This window comes from Terriglobia bacterium (assembly GCA_020073185.1).
Classification (GTDB): Bacteria; Acidobacteriota; Terriglobia; order Terriglobales; family Acidobacteriaceae; genus JAIQGF01.
Genome location: JAIQFT010000003.1, coordinates 13380 through 35525, shown reverse-complemented (window position 1 = coordinate 35525; position 22146 = coordinate 13380). Strand labels below are relative to the sequence as shown.

Here is a 22146-nt window from a genome sequence, read left to right as displayed (position 1 = left end):
GGAAATGATGGATCAACAGACAGAATGGCAATCGTATCCGCAAATAATAGCTAAGAGCTACTCCTGGCACTTCGGGCAGTAATGGCTGCTGCGACCGGCTATAACCACGCGCTTGATGGTGATGCCGCACGTCAGGCATGGCTCGCCTTCGCGGCCGTACACCCGATGCTGGAACTGGAAAAAGCCGGGCTCACCCTCGGAATTCACGTAGTCGGAGACCGACGAGCCGCCGGCGGCAATGGCTTCGGTCAGCACCTGCTGCACGGATTCGTAGAGGCGGTGCAGGTCGGCGCGGGTGAGCGTGGCAGCGCGGCGGCGGGGACGAATGGCGGCGCGGGCGAGCGACTCGTCGGCATAGATGTTGCCGATGCCGCGCAGCAGGTTCTGGTTGAGCAGCGCGCTCTTGATCGGCGTCTTGCGCTTGCGAAAAAGACCGGCGAATCGTTCGAAGCCGATGTCGAGCGGTTCCATCCCGGCGGTTTCGAACGGCTCGCGGACAACCGCCACTTTGCCGAACATGCGGGAATCCACGAAGCGCAGTTCCCTGCCCGACTTCAGCCGCGCGACCAAGTGCGTGTGCTTGGCCAGGGACGCGTCGGGCGTGACCACGAGCAGACGTCCGGTCATGCCGAGATGAACGATGAAGTGAGAATCGGGCGATCTGGTGACCTGGCGATCTGGGGATCTGGAGGAAACTTTCAACTCTCTTCCGCGCCCCCGCCTTTCAATCACCCGATCATCAGGTCTCCCGATCACCAAATCAATGACGATGTGCTTGCCCATGCGGCGCACGCCGACAATGCGCGCGCCCATCAGCACCGAGGCGATCTCTTCGGGCGAGGACTTCAGCGGCTGCCTGCGACCGCTCAGCCATATGTCCTCAATGAGGTCTCCAACCACCGTTTTGCGCAAACCGCGGACGACGGTTTCGACTTCGGGAAGTTCGGGCATGTAGAAAGAATAGCAATTAGCGATTAGCAGGTGGAGCGCTGCAACCAAGACGCCGCGGCTAAAAGCTAATTGCTAATTGCTAATTGCTACGTTTAAGATTCTCTGTACACTCCTTCGGCTGGCGAAATCCCGGTAATTTCAGGCCTAAAGCAAGTCCGCGCCGCCGTCAGTGTGCGCATTCCGCTCGCACGCGAGGCAAAAGTTGAGGCAACCAAACACAGCGGTGGTAGTGGGCGCCCAGTGGGGCGACGAAGGCAAGGGCAAGATTGTGGACGTGCTCTCGTCGCGCTTCAGCGTGGTGGCGCGCTATGCCGGCGGGCACAACGCCGGGCACACGGTCACCATCAACGGCCAGCGCTTCATCCTGCAACTGGTGCCCTGCGGCATCCTGCGCGAAGGCTGCCGCGCCGTTATCGGCAATGGCGTGGTACTGGATCCGTTCGCGCTGCTGAAGGAAGTGGACGCGCTGCGAGCAGCCGGGGTGCGCGTGGACGGTAACCTGTTCATCAGCGACCGCGCGCAAGTCATTCTTCCCTACCATCGAATGATCGAGCTGGCAGCAGAGAACGCGCCCGGAAGGGTAAAGATCGGCACCACCTCGCGCGGCATCGGCCCGGCGTACGAGGACAAGATGGGGCGGCGCGGGCTGAGGGTCGCCGACCTGCTCGACCTCTCGCTGCTGAAGACGCACATCGAAAACGCCTGCCGCGAGAAGAACATGATTGCGCACGCGCTGTTCAACTCCGAGCCGCTCGATCCCGAAGAAATGTTCCGCGAGTACGCCAGGGCCTCGCGACGGATCGCGCCGTTCGTGTGCGACACCGCCTCGCTGCTCAACCAGGCGATCGCGCACGGCGAGGCTGTGATGTTCGAAGGGGCGCAGGGCACCATGCTCGACATTGACCACGGCACGTATCCGTTCGTGACCTCGTCGAGCGCGACCTCCGGCGGCTCGGTAATCGGAACCGGTGTGGGGCCGACGTCCATCGGTATGGTGATCGGTGTCACCAAGGCGTACTGCACACGCGTCGGGGAAGGCCCCTTTCCCACCGAGTTGCACGACGCAATCGGCAATGCGATCCGCGAGAAAGGCACCGAATACGGCGCCGTCACGGGACGCCCACGGCGCTGCGGCTGGCTTGATCTGCCGCTGTTGCGCTATTCGGTCATGATTAACGGGATCTCGTGGCTGGTGGTGACCAAACTCGACGTGTTGGACGAAATGACCGAGATCCCAGTCTGTGTCGGGTACAGGATCAATGGCAAGAAGACATCGGAAATTCCGGCGCAGGCCTGCGGATACGAAAGGATCGAGTGCGTGTACGAAACCCTGCCCGGCTGGCGCAAATCCACCGAGGGTACCACGTCGGTCGACAAGCTACCGACCAAGGCGCGCGAGTACCTGGCGTTCATCGAAAAAGAAAGCGGGGCGCCAGCCGGGATGATCTCCACCGGCCCGGGACGCGAGCAGACCATGATCACAGCGGGATTCGCGGCGGAACTGGAGGCTTTTGGCTCTTAGCTTTTAGCTCTTGGCTTTGGCGGTTTGCTAGAGCTTGTTTCAAGAATCCATTTTGAGGGTAACACCCAATTCCCTCAGGGGCTAAGGCCCCGTGTTTTTGGGGCTCGGAGCGGCCCGGCTGAAGCCGGGCCCCTTCAAAGAACCCATTTTTGAAACACGCTCTATCCAGAATGGGCTCATCCCGGCTGCGGCGGTGGGGACGATCCGCCAAGAAACGCCAGCCGATTGCCCAAGCAAGCGCGAGAATTTAGAATCACTCACCCGGAGCCGCTCATGCTCGTCCTGCTCGTTCAGTTCACCGTCAAGCCGGGTACGGAAGACCAGGCTCGCCACTTTATCCATAAGATGCAGGAACACTCGCGGCGCGAGCCGGGCTGCCGCATGTACGTCGGCCACCAGTCATCGAGAGATCCGCGGCGTTATTTCTTTTATGAGCACTACGATAGTGCGGAGGCCCTCGACCTGCACCGCGCGTCAGCCTACTACCGCGACTACATCACCAATGGCCTGGAAAAGCTCCTGGAGAACGTTACCCGCGAACTTTACCAGCCGGTAGATTGACAAGTATGGAGGATGGCAAATGGCAGACCCTATTCCGTGTGGAATGCACAGCATTACGCCGCACATCATCGTAAACGGGGCGGCGAAGGCAGTGGAGTTCTACAAGAGAGTTTTCGGCGCGGAGCAGATTGGACCGGTCAGCACCATGCCGGACGGGAAAGTCATGCACGCGCACTTGAAGATTGGCGATTCGCACCTGATGATGGCGGATGAATTCCCTCAGGGCAGTTGCCGCTCGCCGCAATCGCTGGGCGGCAGCCCGGTGGTGCTTACCCTTTACGTCACGGATGTGGACGCCACCTGGAAAAAGGCGACCGAGGCGGGAGCGAAGGTCGTGTTTCCGCTGTCGAACCAGTTCTGGGGCGACCGCTACGGACAGGTCGCGGATCCCTTTGGCCACGTCTGGGCGCTGGCCACGCACATTGAGGACCTCACGCCGGCCGAAATCGAGCAGCGCGCAAAATCGATGTTCGCGCAAATGGGGAAGTAGGTTTCAGCTTCGCCTATGGAGTCTCAGCTATCAGCATATTCGGCCGCGGATGATCCTGGGTTGCCACATTACATTATCCACACCTACGACTATCCCGGCCTGGCGGAGCAGGGTTTGGATGCGGCCCGCAGGTACGCCAAGGTAGCGCCGGAGGCGCCCCACGCGCTGCACATGCCGTCGCACATTTTTGTTCGGGTGGGAGTGTGGCCGGACGCGATTTCGTCCAATGTTGCGTCCGCGGCGGCGGGACGCGCCAACGCGGCCAGGACAGGCTCGGCGGCTGCCGTTGCCGAGCAACTGCACGCCATGGATTACCTGGTGTACGCCTACCTGCAAAGAGGCGAGCAGGCGGAAGCCAGGAAGATCTGGAACGAACTAAAAAACACGCAAGCCGATTGGAAGATCTTCAGCGCAACCTACGCTGCGGCGGCGATCCCGGCGCGGTGCACCATCGAAACCCGGCACTGGGCGGAGGCGCGTGCGCTGCCGGAGCCGAACTTCACAGGAGGATCTTACTGGACCGAAGTGGCCAACGGGATCACCTACTGGGCGCGAGCCGTAGGCGCAGCGCGCAGTGGCGACCTGGAGGGCGCGCGGGCCAACATCGCGAAGCTGGAATCGTTACGTGACGCGCTGCTTCAGTCGAAAAAGCAGGACGGCGCGGATACGCTCGAAATCATGCGGCTGGAAGCCGCCGGCTGGACGGCGTTCGCTGCCGGGCAGAAGGACGAAGGGCTGCGCTTGCTGCGCTCCTCAGCGGATCTGGAGGACCGAACCGACAAGCACCCGGTAACGCCGGGTCCGGTGCTGCCGGCGCGCGAGCAGTTGGCCGACCTGCTGGCGGAGTTGCATCGTCCTAGCGAGGCGCTCGCGGAATACAAGGCTTCGCTGCAGACCTCGCCGAACCGCTTCAACAGCCTGCTGGGAGCGGCGCGGTCGGCGGAAGCGGCCGGCAACAGTGCGGAGGCGAAGCAGCTCTACACCAAACTTCGGCAGATCGCCCCGAATGCCGACCCTGAGCTTCTGCGCAACCCTTTCCAGCAGGTGGCAGCAACAGAGTGATTGAAATCGGAGCACGCGAAGCCTGCGACCGTAACTCGCTGGTCGGGTGACCAACCGCGGAAGGCCAGTTTGGCTAACTGCCTGAGAGCTACCGCTCCTAATGAGCCAACTGGTATCCGGCAAAGAAATACGACAGCTCGAAGCGCGCGGTGTCCTCGGCATCGGAGCCGTGGGTGGCATTGCGCTCGATGCTCGATCCCCACTTCTTGCGGATGGTGCCTTCGGCCGCGTTCGCCGGATTGGTCGGCCCCATCAAGTCGCGCCAGGCTTTGATCGCGTCGTCTTTCTCCAAGGCCAGCACCACGACCATTCCGCTCGACATGAAGTCGGTCAGCGAGTCAAAGAACGGCTTGCCCGCATGCACGGCGTAGAAACCCTTCGCTTCATCCTTGGAGATGTGCAGCATCTTCATCCCAAGGATGCGGAAGCCGCTGGCCTCGATGGTGGCGAGAATGTCGCCGGTGGCGTTCTTGGCGACCGCATCCGGCTTCACGATGGCAAGAGTACGTTGCAGTGTCTTCATTTCTCTCAGCAGTTAGTAGTTAGCTGGTAGCCGAGGCGAACCGCAACCATGCGGGTCGTCCGCAACTCGGGATTCGCGACGCGCACCTCGGAACTCGCAACTTGCCACTACGCCCGCGCCGTGGCACCAATCACCGACATCACGGTGTCGCCGATGTCGGCCGGCGACTTGGCAACCTTGATGCCGGCGGCTTCCAAGGCGCGAATTTTTTCCGCCGCCGTGCCGTGTCCGCCCGAGATGATGGCGCCGGCGTGGCCCATGCGACGTCCCGGCGGCGCGGTCTGCCCGGCGATGAAGGAGACCACCGGCTTTTTCACGTGGTTCTGGATGTACTCCGCCGCCGTCTCTTCGGCATTGCCGCCGATTTCGCCGATGATGACGATCGCCTCGGTCTGCGGGTCGTGGTTGAACAGTTCGAGCGCGTCCACGAAATTGGTGCCGATAATGGGGTCGCCGCCGATGCCGATGGCGGTCGACTGCCCGACGCCGCGCTGCGTGAGTTGGTAGACTGCCTCGTAGGTCAGCGTTCCGGAGCGTGACACGATGCCGACCGGCCCCTCGCGATGGATGTGCCCCGGCATGATCCCGATCTTGCACTTGCCGGGCGATATGATACCCGGGCAGTTGGGCCCGATCAGGCGCGAGCGCCGCGTCTGCAGGAATTCCCACACGCGGACCATGTCGAGCGTGGGTACGCCCTCGGTGATGCAGACGATCACATCGATCTCGGCATCGGCGGCTTCCATGATGGCGTCGGCCGCAAAGGCCGGCGGTACGAAGATGACGGAGGCGTCCGCGCCGGTTTTGTCCACGGCTTCCTGTACGGTGTTGAAAATCGGCCAGCCTTCGTGCGTGGCGCCGCCCTTGCCGGGCGTCACCCCGCCGACGATCTTGGTGCCGTACTCGGCGCAAGCCTTGGCGTGGAACGTTCCTTCCTTGCCGGTCAGACCCTGAACAAGGACTTTCGTTTTTTCGTTTATAAGTACGCTCATGCTTAGCTCTTGAGTGTTAGTTGTTAGCTCTGCCCTGCGGCCGCGACTACTTTCTCGGCCGCGTCCTTCATGGTTTCGGCAAGGATGAAGTTCAGTCCGCTTTCCTTCAGGATCTGCCTACCCTGCTCGACATTAGTGCCTTCCAGCCGCAGCACGATGGGCAGTTGGATGTTGGTCAAGCGCGCCGCCTGCACCACGCCGTTGGCGAGGGTGTCGACGCGCAGGATGCCGCCGAAAATGTTGATCAGCACGGCGCGCACGTTCTTGTCGCTGAGCAGTATCTGGAAAGCGTGTGTCACCTGCTCTTCGTTGGCGCCGCCTCCCACGTCGAGGAAGTTCGCGGGCATGCCACCAGCGTACTTGATTATGTCCATGGTGGACATCGCCAGCCCGGCGCCGTTCACCATGCAGCCGACGTTACCGTCGAGCTTGATGTAGTTCAGCGCGTACTTGCTGGCCTCGACCTCCAGCGGGTCCTCCTCGGTGATGTCGCGCAGATCGCGAATGTCCTTGTGGCGAAAGAGGGCGTTGTCGTCGAAGTTGAGCTTGGCGTCGAGCGCGACCAGACGGTTGTCCTTGGTTGTAATCAGCGGGTTGATCTCGATCAGCGATGCGTCGGTATCGAGATACGCCTTGTACAGGCCGTTCAGGAATGCCACCGCCTGGTTGACCATCTCCGGCTTGAGGCCGAGACCAAAGGCGATTTTGCGCGCCTGAAATTGCGTCAGTCCCACCGCCGGCTCAATGTGCTCTTTCAGAATCTGTTCGGGGTGCTCGGCGGCGACCTGCTCGATCTCCATGCCGCCGGCCTGTGACGCCATGACCAGCAGCTTGGCCTCGGCGCGGTCCAGCAACATGCTGAGATAGAGTTCGCGCTCGATGGGCAGCGTTTCTTCGATCAGCAGCCGGCGCACCACGCGGCCTTCGGGACTGGTCTGGTGGGTGACCAGCGTCATGCCGAGCATCTTGGTCGCCAGCCTGCCGGCTTCTTCCGCCGACTTGGCGATCTTGACGCCGCCACCCTTGCCGCGCCCGCCAGCATGGATCTGCGCCTTGACAACCACGCCCTGCGCGCCCGCGCTCATCAAGCGCTTGGCGATTTCTTCCGCTTCTTCGCGCGACGCCGCCATCTCGCCACGCGGCACCGCGACGCCATACCGCGCCAGAATTGCTTTTGCCTGGTATTCGTGAATTTTCATGGTATGAATCCGCTTACAGTGTGGACCCGAAACTGACAGCAAAGCCCGTGATTGTATAAAACCCTGCGCGCCGCGTAAATCGAATAACGGCACCGTTCACAAGATCACATTCGCTTGTGACGCGCTACCGCGAGAAATTTGTTGCCCAGGCCCGCTGGGGCGGGCTATGGTTCACCCATTCGCATGCAGGGAGATCGCCATGCTCGCCCGACAGTTGGTCAGGTTGGCTTTGCTGCTCGCGCTCCTCGCTCCATCTTCTTCGGCGCAAGCTCCTCCGCCCAGCGACCCGCGCGCCCCATGGATGCAGCGCGCCCTCGGGTATACGGCTGCCATTCGCGACGACGAATTCCGCCTGCCCTACCGCGAACAGCTCATCCTGCCGGGCCGTTTGGCGGCCCTGTGGTGGAAGTCGGACCCGCCGCGCGCGCGCTTCTGGCTGGCACAAGCGGTCAGCGGAATCGAGTTCTCGCCCAACCAGGAATCGGATGACGATCGCAAGGCTAGGCTGGGCGCCGCCCGCGTGCTGCTCACCATAGCCGCTCCGCTCGACCGCGGTCTTTCCGACCGCGTGCTCAAGCTGGTATCCGATGAAGCTGAAAAGCAGAAGGACCGTCTGTCTTCACTCGATCGCATGAAGCTGCTGGGCGATGTCGCGACCGCTACCAGGGAAATCGCTGAAGAAGATCCTGACCGGGCGCTTGAAATCGCTCGGTCCCTCATCAAGCTGCGCGCCGGCAATCAAATTGACATCGCTTACATCAACCTGCACGACGCCAGCCCGGAGCGTGCCAATCAATTTCTGCGAGAGGCCGTCGCGGCCGCCCGCACAGACTACGATCCGGCGATGCTGGACGGTCTTGCCCAATCTGCGTTTTTTGTGGACACCGAGCCTTCAATGGATATTCCGGTGCCGGACGACCTTCGTTCGGCCGTGCTGACCGTCATCGCCGAAGCGATGCTGCGCCCAGCGCAAGGCGAAGAAGATCAAAAAAACATTTGCCGCGCCTCGCTGACCGCCGCCAGGCTCATCTCCAGATTTCCGCCCGCCGTTGCCGGCCAGGTGCGCGCCGCGATTGAATTGTGCAAGACGAAGGCATCCCCGATGATAGGCAGGACTGTGGATGCCGAACTCACCGGCAAATTCGCCGGAACTGCCGATGAATTACTTCGTGCCGCCACTGATGAATCCAATGCCAGCACGCGCGCAATGATGAAAGTGCGGGCTGCGCTCAAACTCGAGGGAACTGATCCCGTTCGCGCCGTTGATATCCTGGACAGCCTCACGCCCGAAGAACGCAAGAAAACAGCCGGCAACGCGCGATCTATCCTGGCTTTTCGGGCGCTCGAAGCTGCTTACAAGGCGCATGACACTCCGGCCATGCAGCGTATCCTCGATCACACGCCCGACGAAGACCGTCCGCAGACGCTGCTCAGTGCCGCCTCTCTGGTGTTTCGCGCCAAGGATGAATCACTCGGCCTGGCGTATCTCGGACAGGCGCGCGCCGCCCTGGAAAAATGGGACCCGCAGGACAACTGGCGTCCCTTTCTGACCCTGGTCAACCTCTACGCCGAACACATGCCCAGCGAAACCACGAATGTCCTGGCCGAAGCCACGGCGGGCATCGGTCGCGTCAAGCCCCGTCCCTCCGGAACTCCCGGCATTCACGTCCCCGCCATGGGTGACGAACTGCGCCTCGTGGGCCTCAATCCCGCCGCGCTTGACATGGACCCGGAATATGTCGCCGCATCCATCAAGCAGATTGACAATCCTGCCAGCCGTACCGTGCTGCGGCTCGGCCTCCTGCAAGCATGCTTGCGCCGCTATGAAGGCCCACCTCAGCCACCAAAGCCGAAAACCGATTCGAAACCGGCAACCCTCAAAACCGATGCCAAGCCTGCTGCGAAGCCCGCCGCGCAGGAAAAGAAGAACTAGAGCTTTCACAAATCGGTCTGAGCGTTTTACAAACTTGACCTCAGGGGCTAAAGCCCGCATTGCTTGCCGCTCTCGGCGGCGCGGCTGAAGCCGTGCCCAGAGCCTATTTTTGAAATCAATAGCCGCCTGGCGATCGCCTATTTCTCCGTCCTTTTTGCTGTCGCCTCGATGTAGGTGGCAAATTTCTCCGGCGCATTCGGCGGCGCGATTTCGAAGGTCAGTTTCAAATCATTGTCGCCAATCTTTGAATAAGTGAGCCGATAGCGCGGGCCGGGCTGAGACGGGTCGCTGGTCATCACCAGCCGGCGCCCGGCTTCGGCGAACTCGACTAAATAGTGAATAACATGCGCTTCGCTGTCCCAGTAATCAGCGCGCGTTTTCTTGCTCAACGCATCGGGGTAAATGACCATCAGGTCGTCGTGGCGGTAGGCCGGCCTGTCCTTGGTGGGGGGATACTGCGCGTAGTTGTGCCGCACCAGCACTGCGCCCTGCAGTTCAGACGTGAAGGTGAAACTGCCGCTGCCCTGCCCCGACCCCCCGCCGCCAGTGCCTTCCCACGTGCCAAGGAGCGGCTGCCAGTCCACCCATCTGTCTGGCGGGCGATCCTGCGCGGCGGCCCACCATGAAAGCAATATGATCCCGAGCATCAAACGGCGCACACGCCCTCCACATAAAAAAGTGGATTATATCGTCAACGAACAGCCACCGCGGCGGCGTCAAACGACAGGCCGGCTTTTGCGATCGCCACCCGATTGCCACGGGGTTGTGATAATTTCCCTCTCGGTGATCCTCGACGCCATCCACCGCATTGCCAACCACCGCGAGTCGCTCTCGCGCCAAGAGGCGCGCGCGGTCATGGGCGAGGTCCTGACCGGCGGCGCTAGCGACGCGCAGATCGCGGCCCTGCTGGTGGCGCTGCACATGAAAGGCGAGACGGTGGATGAGATCGTAGGCTTCGCCGAGGCCATCCGAGCCGCCGCCACGCCGCTGCAACTGGAGAAAGATTCGCTGCTCGATGCCAGCGGCACCGAGCGCGACGCGCTGGTGGACACCTGCGGCACCGGCGGCGACGCCAGCGGCACCTTCAATATCTCGACCGCGACCGCGCTGTGCGTTGCCGGTGCGGGCGTGCGCGTGGCCAAGCACGGCAACCGCAGCGCAACTTCCAAGTGCGGCTCGGCGGACGTGGTGGAAGCCCTGGGCGTAACCATCACGCTGCCGCCGGCGCGGATCGCGGCGTGCCTGGAGCAAGTCGGCATCGCGTTCCTGTTCGCGCCGGCGATGCACTCGGCAATGAAATACGTGCATCCGGCGCGGCGCGAGTTGCGTCTGCCCACGGTCTTCAACCTGCTCGGCCCGCTGACCAATCCGGCGAACGCGTCGGCGCAGGTGGTCGGCGTCTATTCGGCTGAACTGGTGGAAAAGCTCGCCGCGGCGCTGGCGATGCTGGGCTTGCGACGCGCGCTGGTGGTGCACGGCGACGACGGCCTGGACGAGATCACCATCACCGGCCCGACGCGGGTCGCCGAAATGCGCGATGGCCTGGTGCGCGCATACGAAGTCACCCCGGAAGAGTTTGGGTTGAAGCGCGCGCCGCTGGAAGCCATTTGCGGAGGCGACGTGCAGGAGAACGCCGCCATCATTCGCGAGATTCTCGCCGGGAAGAAGTCGGCGCGGCGCGATGTCGTGCTGCTCAACGCCGCCGCCGCGCTGGTTGCTGCCGGGCGCGCGGAAAGCATCCACCACGGCATTCCGTTAGCCGCTGAATCGCTGGATTCCGGCGCCGCCCGCGCCAAGTTGAAGGCGCTGATTGAATTCACGACGCGGCCCAGCAGATAGCGGCGCAATTCTTGCCGCTTTGGCGTTGTGATATATTTCGCCAACATGTCGTTGGCACAGTCTCGTCTCTCTTCAAGAACCAACCTCCGCTTGTGGAACCTGGTCGCCCTCTTCACCGGGATGTTCTTGACCATGTCGGCTGTTTATTACAACCATGAGGGACTGTTTTTTTCGATTGACAAGGCAATGAATCACCCGGGCTCGACTGGGGCGTTTGGTCATCGCCTGCTGTTCATCGGTGTCGCATGGCTATTCAAACTGGCGATCCCGGGACTGTCGGCGCGGCGCTATTTCGAAATGTCGCAGGTGGTAGCGACCATCTTCACGTTCCTGGTCATGCGCGCCTGGGTGCGCAATTTCGCCAGCGAGGAATGGGAGTGGCTTTCGCACCTGCTTCTCGGCTTGATGTTTGTTCCAGTAATGATTTACCACAACTTCCACGACATCAGCGTGGTTGGTTTCTATGCCGCCTGCCTGATGCTGCTCTTCCGGCGGCGCTTTGTGCCTTACATTCTGGTGTACAGCCTCGGCCTCTGGAACCACGAAGTCCTATCGATGGTAACCGGCGTGGCGGTGGTTTGCCTCTGGCTGGAGGGCGAGCGAAAAAAGGCGATCGTCATCGGCGCAATTCAGATCGCAATCTTTGTCCTATATCGTCTGGCCGTCGAATTCTTCCTGCCGGGCGACAAAGTGGTGGCAGTGGGCCTGGCGCAGAACCTTCGTCCCATCGCGACCTACGGGTTCAAGAACCTGGTGTTTGCCGGCTTGAAACTGGTGCTGCCAGTGGCAGCAGCCGCCCTGTCCTACCGCTATGCTCCGCGCTTCCTGAAGATTGCGCTGCTGGTACAATTCGCCGCATTATTCGTGGGCACCGTGCTGTATGGCAGGCTGGATGAATCACGACAATGGAATACGATGTTTGCCATCATTGTTCCCATGGCCGTGATCTTTGTGCAGATGATCGTCCGCGGTAGCGAGCCCGTCGCGGCGGAGGTTGACAATGCGCGGGAGCGCCTTTCGGAGGCGACGGCTGACTGATTGGGTGGCTTCGGGCGCCGCCATAGATCAAGCAACCGGCACCTTTTGCATGTACTGGGCGATGTCCACGTGCCAGCCCAATTCCTGCGTCATGGACGCGCGCAGCGCGGCTGCCGCAGCCGGCTCGCCGTGCACCAGGTAAGTCTGCGACGGCACGTTCTTGAACGTGTGCAGCCACTCGAGCAACTCGGGCGTATCGGCATGGTCGCTGAACTGTTCCAGCGCCTCCACCTGCGCGCGCACGGGAACAATTTCACCGTACATCTTCGCTTCCCTGGCGCCGTTCTTGATGGTGAAACCGCGTGTGCCCGGCGACTGGAAGCCGATAAACAGCACGAGGTTGCGCGGGTCGGGAAGGCGCTGCAAAAGATGATGCAAGATGCGCCCGCCGGTGCACATGCCGCTCGACGACACGATGATCATCGGGTAACGGCTGTCGTTGATCTTCTTCGAGTCCGCGGGCGTGGTGTCGAAGTAAAACCCGTCCCAGGTGAGCGGCGAGCCGTAGCGCGCGATGAGCTGCCTGGTTTCGTCGCTGAACTCCTCACTGTGCTTAAGGAAAACATTGACCGCCTGGATGGCCATCGGGCTATCGGCGTGCACCGGCACGCGCGGAACCTGGCCCGACTCGATCAGCTCCTTGAGCATGAACAGCAGCTTCTGGGTGCGCTCGACGGCGAATGCGGGCACAATCACGCAACCGCCGCGCTTCACCGTGTCGCACACCAGGCGCGCCAGCTCGGGGCGGGGATCGGTCGGGGGATGCAGTCGGTTGCCGTAGGTGGATTCCATCACTACCAGGTCGGCCATTTCACCTTCGATCGGGCCGGAGTGCAGCACGCGTCCAGGGGCGATTTGCGAATCGCGCACGCGTCCGATGTCGCCGGTAAACAGCAGCCGCTGCGAGCCGAGCGTGACCTCAACCATCGACGAGCCAACAATGTGCGCCGCACGCACGAAGCGGAACCCGAAAGCCGGCCGCAATTGTTGCGTCTGACCGAACTCCACCGGGCGGAAATACTTGCTGCACTCCTCCGCCTCTTCCGCGGTGTACAGCGGCAAGGCGGGCGAGTGCTTCGAGGATTTGCGCTTGTTGTGGAAGGCCGCGTCCTCTTCCTGGAGGTGTCCGGAATCCGGGAGGAGGATGGCGCACAAGTCGATGGTTGCCGGCGTGGCGTAAATCGGGCCCTTGAAGCCCAGCTTCACCAGCCGCGGAATCCAGCCGGAATGGTCGAGGTGGGCATGGGTGAGAATCACGGCATCAACGTCGCGCACCGGGATGGGCGGGTCCTGCCAGTTGCGCTCGCGCCATTCCTTCTGACCCTGGAACAGCCCGCAATCAATCAGCACTTGAATGCCGTCACCGCCGCTCCCGTAGTTGGAGGTGTTGATCAGGTGCTTGGAGCCGGTCACCACGCCCGCCGCACCGAGAAACTGGATGTAGGCCAAGGAGAGCCTCCCAAGGATTCGTGATTTTAGCCGAAGCAATTGGCAATTAGCAGTTAGCAATTCGCAATTAGCAATTAGCAATTAGCAATTAGCAATTAGCTGCTGAATGTCAGACTCCTAGTATGGATGTATCCGATAGCGGCTCGGCTAATCGCTAATGGCTAATTGCCTATGGCTATTTCGGCGGCGTGATCGCCATCGAGTTGTTGTTCCGATTCGACTCCGGCACGCTGCCGTCATTGACCACCGCTTCCGTGGGCGTGGTCGGCACCTCGATGCGCTCCACCGCCTTGCTCTTCCCTTTCACCAGCAATTTCTTCTGGTGCTGACCGCCTTCGGCGTGCACGATAACAAGCACTTCGGCCGCGGCATCTCCATCATTGGCGACCGTCACGGTGACCACGTAAGTGGTGTTGAGCGTCGCACGCGGGAACACAGCGTCCACACGGAAATCCGGCAACCCGCGGTCTCGATACAGCCAGCCGTCGAAGAACCACTCCAGGTTCCGCTTCGCCTCCTGGTGAATAAGGTCCGGCATGTAGGCCGTGTCCTTATCCTCGGCCGCCCGATATTTCTTGAGCGCCCGCTGTAGCGCCGCGTCGCCCACCATGTCGCGCAGCATCCACCAGACGTACATCGCCTTGATGCGGTACATGACCTCGTCAGTGGAGGCAATCAGGCCGGGCGCGTTCGGTTTGGCCCCAGTCTCTGACGCCGGAGCCGGTGCGCCAGAAACCTGTGCCATAGCGGCTTCCGCCGCCAACAAAGGGAGCAGAAATGTCTGCATGTATGAGATGGCGGCAGCGCGCCCGCTCTCGTGCTCGCGCTCCAGCGCCTGCGCGAAGTGCGCCAGTCCTTCCTCGATCCATGGCCTCGGCGAACTGAGCGATGCATGCACCAACTGATGCATCATGCGCTGTTGGATGGCGCCGCGGTCCGCCAAAACCAGCGGCGTGAACAGCAGCCGCCCGCTTTCGAAGGGCGCATCGCCGACATTCGGCAGTTGCGCGACGGCGATCTTCACCTTGGGCGCGCCGAACCATTCCGTCTCGAACGGCAGCACTTTTTCGGCGGCGAGCGCGTACTCCTGCGCCGCCGAACCCTGCGGTGGCAGGTGAAACACATTGATCGCCGGCCGTATCATCTGCGTGTACTCCGCAATCGAAAACGAAGGCACGGCAACGGCGGCGAATGTATAGAGGGAACATCCGGTCTGGGTGGCCGCCTCCTCGCCCACGCCCAGCGCGTGTCGCGTCACTCCTTCCGCGCTGCCGTTCGCGACCACCGTCAGATTGCTCTCGCTGACCCAGCAGAGATTCACGCGCATACTTGTATCGTGCTGCGATCTTTTCCAGTCGTCGAGCGCCGGGAACAGGGTGTTCTCCGACACGCTCGCCGCCGCTAGGGACACCGGATACCAGGCCACGTATCCGATCCCGCGTACCGCCGTTATCGGCTCCGCCACCTGGTCCCAATCGCTGTGCACCGCGGTCTCCGCGGGCACGCCGAGTCGCGTCAGCCGCGTCGTGTCCTGCGTGATCTGGCCTGAGTAGCCGACTTCCAACTCGACGGTTGCCTTCGGCGCAACCGCCGCCGGCAACGTCACCACGGCTTCCGTGACCGCTCCGGTATGGTCAATGTCGGTGGTGTACAAGCTCGACACATACTCCAACGGTTTGCCGTTGAGTTCGATCATGCGCCAGGCGAGCGACGACGAAATCTGCAGCGTGAGATTGCGCTGTGGCGCGCTGGAGTCGTTGCGCAGGCGGACTTTGCCGCGCGCGGCAATGGCGTGGCCGTCGGGATCAATGCGGACTTCCAGGTCGTAGTGAACGAAGGTGAACGCGGTGCGGTCAACGGCAAAAGCCGAGCCACAGAGGACACAGAGAACAAGAAGAAAAAAAAGAAAGACAAAATGAAAAGCTCTCATTTCGTTTTTCCTTTTTCCTCCGTGGCTTCCGTGGCTGACCTCCGGGTTCGCCGCTGGCGGGCCACTTCGTACATCACCACCGCCGCCGCTACCGAAACATTGAGCGATGGCACTTTCCCCAGCATCGGGATGGACACCACAAAATCGCAGTGTTTGCGGACCTGTTCGTGCAGGCCCTTGCCTTCGGCGCCGAGCACCAGCGCGCAATCCATGTGGTAGTCCACCTGGTCGTAGGTTTGGCCGCCGCGCTGGTCGAGGCCGACCGTCCACACGTTCTTGCGCTTCAGTTCTTCCAACGTGCGGCTGATGTTGGTGACTTTGGCGATGGACAAATGTTCGCTTGCTCCCGCCGACACCATGGCCACCGTGCCGGTCACGCCCACCGCGCGCCGCTCGGGAATCGCAATGCCGTCCACTCCGGCGGCATCGGCGGTGCGGATGATCGCGCCCAGGTTATGCGGGTCCTCCACGCCGTCCAGCACGACGAGAAACGCGTGCTGGCCGCGGCGCGCGGCCAGAAGGTCGTCCACATCCACGTATTGCTTCTCCGAGGTGACCGCCACCACACCTTGATGTGACGGCCCGCCCGCCATCCGGTCCAACTCCTCCCGTGGCATGGAGCGCACCGCCACGCCGTGGGCTCGACATTCCTCGGCAATGCGCTGCACGCGCCGATCATGCCGCTCGCGCGCCACCGCCACGTACTCGAACGCTCGCCCGCGTGCCTTCAGCGCCTCGCCCACCGCGTTGATGCCGTAGATCACGGCCATGGGAAGAGTCTAGCAGGGCGGCAGCTCGTAGCTGGTAGCTGGCAGCTCACGGTCGGCGATCCCCAGCTACCAACTACCAGCTACCGATGACGAACTGCTGCTAGACTGGAGTGGTGAATCAGGTCTTCATTCTTTCTGCCGTACGCACGCCGATCGGCAAGTTCGGCGGCTCGCTGGCGTCGTTGACCGCCGCCGATATGGGAGTGATTGCCGCCAAGGCCGCCCTGGAACGCGCCGGCGTGAGCCCTGAGCAAGTGGACGAGACGATCTTCGGCAACGCGCGCCAAGCAGGATGCGGCCCCAACCCCGCGCGCCAGGTGGGCATCCGCAGCGGCGTGCCGGAAACCGTCCCCGCCTACACCGTCAACCAGGCATGTGCTTCGGGGATGAAGACGATCGCACTGGGGTGGCAAGAGATCGGAAACGGCAACTTGGAGTGCGTGCTCGCCGGGGGCACCGAGTCCATGTCGCGCCTGCCCTATTACCTCGACGGAGCCCGTTGGGGCCTGCGCATGGGCAACACCGAATTGGTGGACGGCATGTATCGCGACGGCTTCTTCTGCCCGATGGCGAAGATGGTGATGGGCGAGACCGCCGAGCTTCTGGCGCAGAAGTACCAGATTACGCGCGAGGAGCAGGATCAGTACGCGCTATGCTCGCAGCAGCGCGCCGAGCGCGCGCTCAACGCCGGGCGCTTCAACGACGAGATTGTGCCGGTGACTATCGAGAGCAAAAAGGGGACTCAGGTGGTCACCCGCGACGAGCACCTGTTCCTCGGCGCCACCCTGGAGAAGATGGCCAAGCTGCCGCCCGCCTTCGGCAAAAGCGGAACCATCACCGCCGCCAACGCTTCCGGAATCACCGATGGCGCCGCCGCCGTGGTGCTTGCTTCCGAGCGATTCGTGAAGCAGCACAACCTGAAACCGCTGGCGCGAATCATGGGCGCCACCACGGCGGGCGTGGACCCGCGCTACATGGGCATCGGCCCGGTGCCAGCGCTGCACAAATTGCGCGACAAGGTCGGGGTCGCGCCTGCCGATGCCAGTGTCATCGAATTGAACGAAGCGTTCGCCGCCCAGGTGCTGGCGTGCGACCGGGAACTCCATTTCGACCGCGACCGACTCAACGTCAACGGGGGCGCCATCGCGCTCGGCCACCCGATCGGCTGCACCGGCGCGCGCATTACCGTCACGCTGCTGCACGAGATGCTGAAACGAAACGCCAAGCGCGGCATCGCGACGCTGTGCGTCAGCGGCGGCATGGGCATGGCGCTGGCCCTGGAGAGCGTGGCAGGTTAAGTCCCGGCGAGAGCGCCCGAAATCTGCTTCAAAATCAGCACATTCGTGATAATTGACCGCGCGTTAGTGGGTTGGGGGAGAGATGTCTGTGATAAGCAACCGAAAAAAGGCGAAATTGTGAGTTTGTGACTCCCGTTTTGGGAAGAGGCTTTCGGTTGGCGGCGGGCGGTAGTCGGTAATCCGTAGTCGGTAGTCGGGCAGGCCGGATGGATGGCGCGGACTCAAGAACCGGTCGCGGCAGTTTCGGAAATAACAAATTCGGAGAGGGACTTGACGATCTGGACGGTTTCGAGCGAGACGGTGATGACCTGGCCGATGAGGCGGAGGATGTATTCGCGGTCGTCGGCACGGTTGGGGTCGTTGGTGATGCCGGAGCGCTTGTCGGTGGAGACCTGGTACTGGTCAATGACCCATTCGAGGGCGGAGCGGTTGCCGAGGCGGTAGTCGGAGGTTTCGAGAGGAATGCCTTTCAGGGTGAGGGCGTCGTTGTAGAAGAGGGTGGATTTGTCTTTGTTCGAGAGGCGCATTTTGGTGACGCGGTAGTCGAGCTTGGCGGTGGGTTTCCAGAGTTTTTCCAGCGGGTATTCGGGTTGTTGTTCGTAGTGGACGTGGAGGTCGGCGAGGCTTTTGCCGGCGGCGACGAGGCGGCGGAAGGTGTCGAGGTCGGGAGTCGCGCCGTCCCTACGGGACTCGGCAACGATGTTGGCGGGGTTCCCAGGGCTGGCGCCCTGGGCTACCAGCGTGTCGTCCCTACGGGACTCGGGACCATCAACCGCGCTGTTCCCGGCACTGATGTGCCGGGCTATGGACTGCCGTCCCTGAAGGGACTCGGCAGGTTCAATGCCGATGTTCCCGGCACTGACGTGCCGGGCTAGGTTCTGGTGTCCTTGGCGGGACTCGACCCCAGCGGCTAAAGCCGATGTTGCAAGGATGGTCTCGTCAGCAGGGCTGAAGCCCTGCTCCACCCGGTTTACGTCGGCGGCGAAAGCCGGAGAATCCGAGGCGGGCTGATTCGCCGGGCTGAAGCCGGGCGCTTCCACCGCAGCGGCTGAGGCCGCTTTTGCAGGGACAGGGGCTGAAGCCGGCACACGCGAGGGCGCGTGTGCCACACCAGCCAAGAAGGGGATGCGGGGGAGTTCGCGTTTGAGGTTGGCGGCGTAGCGGGAGCGGTACTCGGGGTGGTGGAGGACGGCGTAAATGTAGTGGAAGATGTCCCACTTGGAGATGGAGGGGGCGTGGTAGTGGGAGCGGAATTATTCGAGGAGCGCGGCACGACGCGGCGGGTTGCGTTCCGATTTCGGATAAAATCCCGCGCCTCAACGGCGCGGCGAAAGGCGCGCCCCTCCGAAACAGGCCGTGGACGCCGTTTTTCAGCAACCTGGCGATGCGGCATTTACGGACGGCCTGAAGTGGGGGAGAACTTCAATCGGGCCTACGGCACTGGGATAGCTTTCCCAATACGCCCCGCCACTGAAGTGGCGGGCTATCGTCAATCGCCCCGCTGGGGCTGCGATGTGGCGGTTACGTACACCGGCAATCAGGCAAGAACTAGTTCTCACGCAGAACGAAAGTGTGTGCGTGAGAAGTGTGCCGCGCCGCTGGCGCTCGATAATTCCGTTCCACTTTCCCCAGCGCTGCCCGCAGGGTTAACGAATTCCGCGGCTCCGCGGCTGGATTATGGGTGTATTTGGTCCACTGCGCTTCTAGAAAGTGAGTGCTCACGCAGACACTGAAGCCCCTACTGTTTGGTGGCACTATTCGCCGGGCTGAAGCCTGGCGCTTCCACCTCAGCGGCTAAAGCCGGATGAATTTCTGGACTCAAACGGGACGGCTGAAGCCGTGCCCTCTCCGAAAAAACCAGCCGTGGAGGGCATTTTTCGAGCGGCGCTTCCACCACATTTTGCCGCGCTCGAGGGCGAGCGCGCTCCAGCGCGGGGTGTTCCGATATGCATCAACGCTGCCGCTTCAGGTAGAGCGCTGCCAGCGGCGGCAGGATGAGATCGACCGAGCAGGACTGGTTGTGCCAGGGGATAGGCTCGGAGTTGCAGCCGCCGCCGTTGCCCATATCGGACCCGCCATAGATCTCGCCGTCGCTGTTGAGCAACTCGCGCCAATATCCGCACTGCGGCACCCCGACGCGATAGTTCTCGCGTGGCACGGGAGTAAAGTTCAGCGCCACCAGGATGGTGTCGTCGGGATTTTCGGTCTTGCGCAGGAAAGTAAGCGCGCTGTTGTCGCCGTCGTTGGCATCCACCCATTCGAAGCCGCGCGGATCGGTGTCGAGCAGGTGCAGCGCCGGCTCGGCGCGCAAGGTGCGGTTCAGGTCCTCGACCCACTTCAACACGCCGGCATGATCGGGATATTGGAGTACGTCCCATTCCACGCTGGCGTCGTGGTTCCACTCCGGCCACTGTCCGAATTCGCCGCCCATAAACAGCAATTTTTTGCCGCTCTGCGCCCACATGTAACCGAACAGCAGGCGCAGGTTGGCATACTTCTGCCACAGGTCGCCGGGCATCTTGCCCAGCAGCGAGCCCTTGCCGTGCACCACCTCGTCATGCGACAGGGGCAGCAGGAAATTTTCGGTGAAGGCGTAGAGGCCGCGGAAGGTCAGCACGTGATGGTGAAAGCGCCGGTGGATGGGGTCCTTGCTCATGTAGACCAGGGTGTCGTGCATCCAGCCCATGTCCCACTTGAGGCCGAATCCGAGTCCGCCCAGGTAGGTTGGTTTCGACACCATTGGCCAGGCGGTGGATTCCTCGGCGATCATCTGCACCGAGGGAAATTCCTGGTAGACATCCTGGTTCAGGCGCTGCAGGAAGCTGATGGCGTCCAGGTTCTCGCGGCCGCCGTAGCGGTTGGGAATCCACTCGCCTTCCTGGCGCGAGTAATCCAGGTACAGCATGGAAGCCACCGCGTCCACCCGCAGCCCATCGGCGTGATACCGATCGAGCCAGAAGATCGCGCTGGACAACAGGAAGCTGCGCACCTCGTTGCGCCCGTAGTTGAAGATGTAGCTCTTCCAGTCGGGATGAAAGCCTTGCCGCATGTCGGCGTGCTCGTACAGGTGCGTGCCGTCGAAGTAGGCGAGTCCGTGCTCGTCGGAAGGAAAGTGCGAAGGCACCCAGTCCAGAATCACTCCGATACCGTTCTGGTGCAGGTGATCGACCAAGAACATGAAATCCTGGGGCGTTCCGTAGCGGCTGCTGGGCGCGAAAAACCCGGTTACCTGGTATCCCCACGAGCCAAAGAATGGATGTTCCATCACCGGCATGAATTCGACGTGGCTAAAGCCGGCGCGCTTGACGTACTCGGCCAGCTTGGGCGCAAGCTCGCGGTAGCTCAGCGAGCGGTTGTCCTCCTCCCTCACCCGCATCCACGAACCGATGTGCATTTCGTAGACTGACATCGGCGCCTGCATGGAGTGGCGTGCGTGGCGCGTCCGCATCCATTGCTGGTCGCCCCATTCGTAGCCGAGGTCGCGCACGATGGAGGCAGTGAGCGGCGGCACCTGGTTGAAGAATGCGTAGGGATCAGCCTTGTCCACGCGATATCCCAGGTAGCGCGAGACGATGTAGTACTTGTAGTGGGCACCGTCGCCGAGGCCGGGTATGAATCCCTCCCAGATGCCGGAGGGCCCGCGCGACCGCAGTTTGTGCGTGTACTTATTCCAAGCGTTGAACTCGCCGAAGACGTTGACCTCTTCCGCGTCCGGCGCCCACACCGCAAAGTACACGCCGCGTTTCCCTTCCCACTCCGCCAGGTGCGCGCCCAGGTGTTCGTAGAGACGGTTGTGCGCCCCCTCGTTAAACAGGTGAAGGTCGTAGTCGCTCAGCAGAGAGAAGTCGTAGCTGACCGCGGAGGTCTGAGTATCCAGTTTAGGGGAGCTCATGGAGGCCTCGATTTTCCAACATCCCCCAATTAGAGCACAAAGAGCCAGTTGCCAGTTGTCAGCGACCGTTATCCGGAAGGTACACCGGGATTGAAATGGCCGCAGCAAAGACTTGCAAGAGGGAGCGTGTTCACCCTCCCACGCAGCCGAAGAGTAGGTTGCTGAGGCGCTTGGTGGTTGGCGCTCGCTAGTGGCTGCCGCCCTTGGTCAGCCACGTCCAGACGGGCACGCCCTGCTTGTCGCGCAGCACGATCTTGTTGTTGCCAAGCTCGATTTCGCGCGCCAGGATCGCATCCTTCTCGTTCACCCGCACCTTGGAACCGGTGATGATCACCTGATCGCCCTTGTGGAAGACAACCTCGAATTCCTTGAGAAAGCTGTTCGGGCAGAGGCGGACTTCCATCTCCGCGCCCGCAGTTTTGACAGTCAGGTAAATGCCGATCTGTCCCTTGGGATTGGGGACTTCCGTGATCTCTTCTACCGTCCCCTTGATCGTGACCTCTTTCGCCACGTCGTACTTGGGGCCCGCCTCAGCGGTCTTCTGCGCCAAGACGAACGGCGCCAGGACCATCATGGCGGCCAAGCACGCCAGCGCCACTGCTTTCCGGACCAACATGGTTCGCTCCTTCCCGTGACCGCGCCAGCGGCCACCAACCATCGCTCGGAGCTACCTAGAAATAGCCTACGCCTGACTGCC

Annotated in this window: 19 protein-coding genes and 1 pseudogene; 8 read left to right on the top strand and 12 right to left on the bottom strand. The window is 62.0% G+C overall.

Going from position 1 to position 22146, the window contains the following annotated elements; genetic code table 11:
- Positions 1 to 57: 57 nt before the first annotated feature.
- Positions 58 to 951, bottom strand: a complete 894-nt coding sequence (mutM, locus tag LAN64_01245; GenBank protein ID MBZ5566453.1) for a bifunctional DNA-formamidopyrimidine glycosylase/DNA-(apurinic or apyrimidinic site) lyase — start codon at positions 949 to 951, stop codon at positions 58 to 60.
- A gap of 202 nt (positions 952 to 1153) precedes the next feature.
- Here mutM and LAN64_01240 point away from each other — a divergent pair, with 202 nt between their 5' ends.
- From LAN64_01240 to LAN64_01225, 4 genes are all read left to right on the top strand, one after another.
- Positions 1154 to 2473 carry an adenylosuccinate synthase gene (locus LAN64_01240; GenBank protein MBZ5566452.1) on the top strand — a complete coding sequence of 440 codons (1320 nt, stop codon included), beginning with the start codon at positions 1154 to 1156 and terminating at the stop codon, positions 2471 to 2473.
- Positions 2474 to 2746: 273 nt separating this feature from the next.
- A complete protein-coding gene (locus LAN64_01235) occupies positions 2747 to 3034 on the top strand; it encodes an antibiotic biosynthesis monooxygenase (protein MBZ5566451.1) in 288 nt (95 codons plus the stop codon).
- A gap of 19 nt (positions 3035 to 3053) precedes the next feature.
- Complete coding sequence (locus LAN64_01230) at positions 3054 to 3524, top strand: VOC family protein (protein MBZ5566450.1); 471 nt, start codon at positions 3054 to 3056, stop codon at positions 3522 to 3524.
- Positions 3525 to 3584: 60 nt separating this feature from the next.
- Positions 3585 to 4586, top strand: coding sequence for a hypothetical protein (locus LAN64_01225; GenBank protein ID MBZ5566449.1), 1002 nt, complete (start codon positions 3585 to 3587; stop codon positions 4584 to 4586).
- A gap of 97 nt (positions 4587 to 4683) precedes the next feature.
- Here LAN64_01225 and ndk read toward each other — a convergent pair whose 3' ends face one another.
- The 3 genes from ndk to sucC all read right to left on the bottom strand — a co-directional run bounded on the left by ndk (position 4684) and on the right by sucC (position 7300).
- Entirely contained in the window at positions 4684 to 5109 is a 426-nt protein-coding gene (gene ndk, locus LAN64_01220; GenBank protein ID MBZ5566448.1) for a nucleoside-diphosphate kinase, read from the bottom strand.
- Between the two features lie 107 nt (positions 5110 to 5216).
- Complete coding sequence (gene sucD / locus LAN64_01215; protein MBZ5566447.1) at positions 5217 to 6101, bottom strand: succinate--CoA ligase subunit alpha; 885 nt, start codon at positions 6099 to 6101, stop codon at positions 5217 to 5219.
- A 23-nt stretch (positions 6102 to 6124) separates the two neighbouring features.
- Entirely contained in the window at positions 6125 to 7300 is a 1176-nt protein-coding gene (gene sucC, locus LAN64_01210; GenBank protein ID MBZ5566446.1) for an ADP-forming succinate--CoA ligase subunit beta, read from the bottom strand.
- 199 nt (positions 7301 to 7499) lie between these two features.
- On the opposite strand from sucC, the gene LAN64_01205 reads away from it, so the two are divergent.
- Positions 7500 to 9233, top strand: a complete 1734-nt coding sequence (locus LAN64_01205) for a hypothetical protein (protein MBZ5566445.1) — start codon at positions 7500 to 7502, stop codon at positions 9231 to 9233.
- Between the two features lie 137 nt (positions 9234 to 9370).
- On the opposite strand, the gene LAN64_01200 is transcribed toward LAN64_01205, so the two are convergent.
- Positions 9371 to 9892: a hypothetical protein gene (locus LAN64_01200; GenBank protein MBZ5566444.1), complete on the bottom strand. Its 522-nt coding sequence runs from the start codon at positions 9890 to 9892 to the stop codon at positions 9371 to 9373.
- 124 nt (positions 9893 to 10016) lie between these two features.
- Between LAN64_01200 and trpD the strand changes: the two genes are divergently transcribed.
- Together trpD and LAN64_01190 are read left to right on the top strand one after the other, a co-directional pair.
- The gene (gene trpD, locus LAN64_01195) at positions 10017 to 11072 is read left to right on the top strand and encodes an anthranilate phosphoribosyltransferase (GenBank protein ID MBZ5566443.1); all 1056 of its coding nucleotides are present in this window, start codon (positions 10017 to 10019) and stop codon (positions 11070 to 11072) included.
- Positions 11073 to 11204: 132 nt separating this feature from the next.
- Positions 11205 to 12110, top strand: coding sequence for a hypothetical protein (locus tag LAN64_01190; protein ID MBZ5566442.1), 906 nt, complete (start codon positions 11205 to 11207; stop codon positions 12108 to 12110).
- Between the two features lie 27 nt (positions 12111 to 12137).
- Here the strand turns inward: LAN64_01190 and LAN64_01185 are convergent, their stop codons facing one another.
- The 3 genes from LAN64_01185 to rlmB all read right to left on the bottom strand — a co-directional run bounded on the left by LAN64_01185 (position 12138) and on the right by rlmB (position 16259).
- Positions 12138 to 13550 carry an MBL fold metallo-hydrolase gene (locus LAN64_01185; protein ID MBZ5566441.1) on the bottom strand — a complete coding sequence of 471 codons (1413 nt, stop codon included), beginning with the start codon at positions 13548 to 13550 and terminating at the stop codon, positions 12138 to 12140.
- Positions 13551 to 13734: 184 nt separating this feature from the next.
- Complete coding sequence (locus tag LAN64_01180; GenBank protein MBZ5566440.1) at positions 13735 to 15489, bottom strand: hypothetical protein; 1755 nt, start codon at positions 15487 to 15489, stop codon at positions 13735 to 13737.
- Positions 15486 to 16259: a 23S rRNA (guanosine(2251)-2'-O)-methyltransferase RlmB gene (rlmB, locus tag LAN64_01175; protein ID MBZ5566439.1), complete on the bottom strand. Its 774-nt coding sequence runs from the start codon at positions 16257 to 16259 to the stop codon at positions 15486 to 15488. Before rlmB ends, LAN64_01180 begins: the two co-directional genes overlap by 4 nt.
- 113 nt (positions 16260 to 16372) lie before the next feature.
- On the opposite strand from rlmB, the gene LAN64_01170 reads away from it, so the two are divergent.
- A complete protein-coding gene (locus tag LAN64_01170) occupies positions 16373 to 17557 on the top strand; it encodes an acetyl-CoA C-acetyltransferase (protein ID MBZ5566438.1) in 1185 nt (394 codons plus the stop codon).
- Positions 17558 to 17778: 221 nt separating this feature from the next.
- Here LAN64_01170 and LAN64_01165 read toward each other — a convergent pair whose 3' ends face one another.
- The 4 genes and pseudogenes from LAN64_01165 to LAN64_01150 all read right to left on the bottom strand — a co-directional run bounded on the left by LAN64_01165 (position 17779) and on the right by LAN64_01150 (position 22065).
- Positions 17779 to 18645, bottom strand: a complete 867-nt coding sequence (locus LAN64_01165; GenBank protein ID MBZ5566437.1) for a hypothetical protein — start codon at positions 18643 to 18645, stop codon at positions 17779 to 17781.
- Between the two features lie 30 nt (positions 18646 to 18675).
- Positions 18676 to 18783, bottom strand: a pseudogene (locus tag LAN64_01160) (hypothetical protein).
- A gap of 725 nt (positions 18784 to 19508) precedes the next feature.
- Positions 19509 to 21449 carry a 1,4-alpha-glucan branching protein GlgB gene (gene glgB, locus LAN64_01155; GenBank protein ID MBZ5566436.1) on the bottom strand — a complete coding sequence of 647 codons (1941 nt, stop codon included), beginning with the start codon at positions 21447 to 21449 and terminating at the stop codon, positions 19509 to 19511.
- A 187-nt stretch (positions 21450 to 21636) separates the two neighbouring features.
- Positions 21637 to 22065 carry a hypothetical protein gene (locus LAN64_01150; protein ID MBZ5566435.1) on the bottom strand — a complete coding sequence of 143 codons (429 nt, stop codon included), beginning with the start codon at positions 22063 to 22065 and terminating at the stop codon, positions 21637 to 21639.
- Positions 22066 to 22146 lie beyond the last annotated feature (81 nt).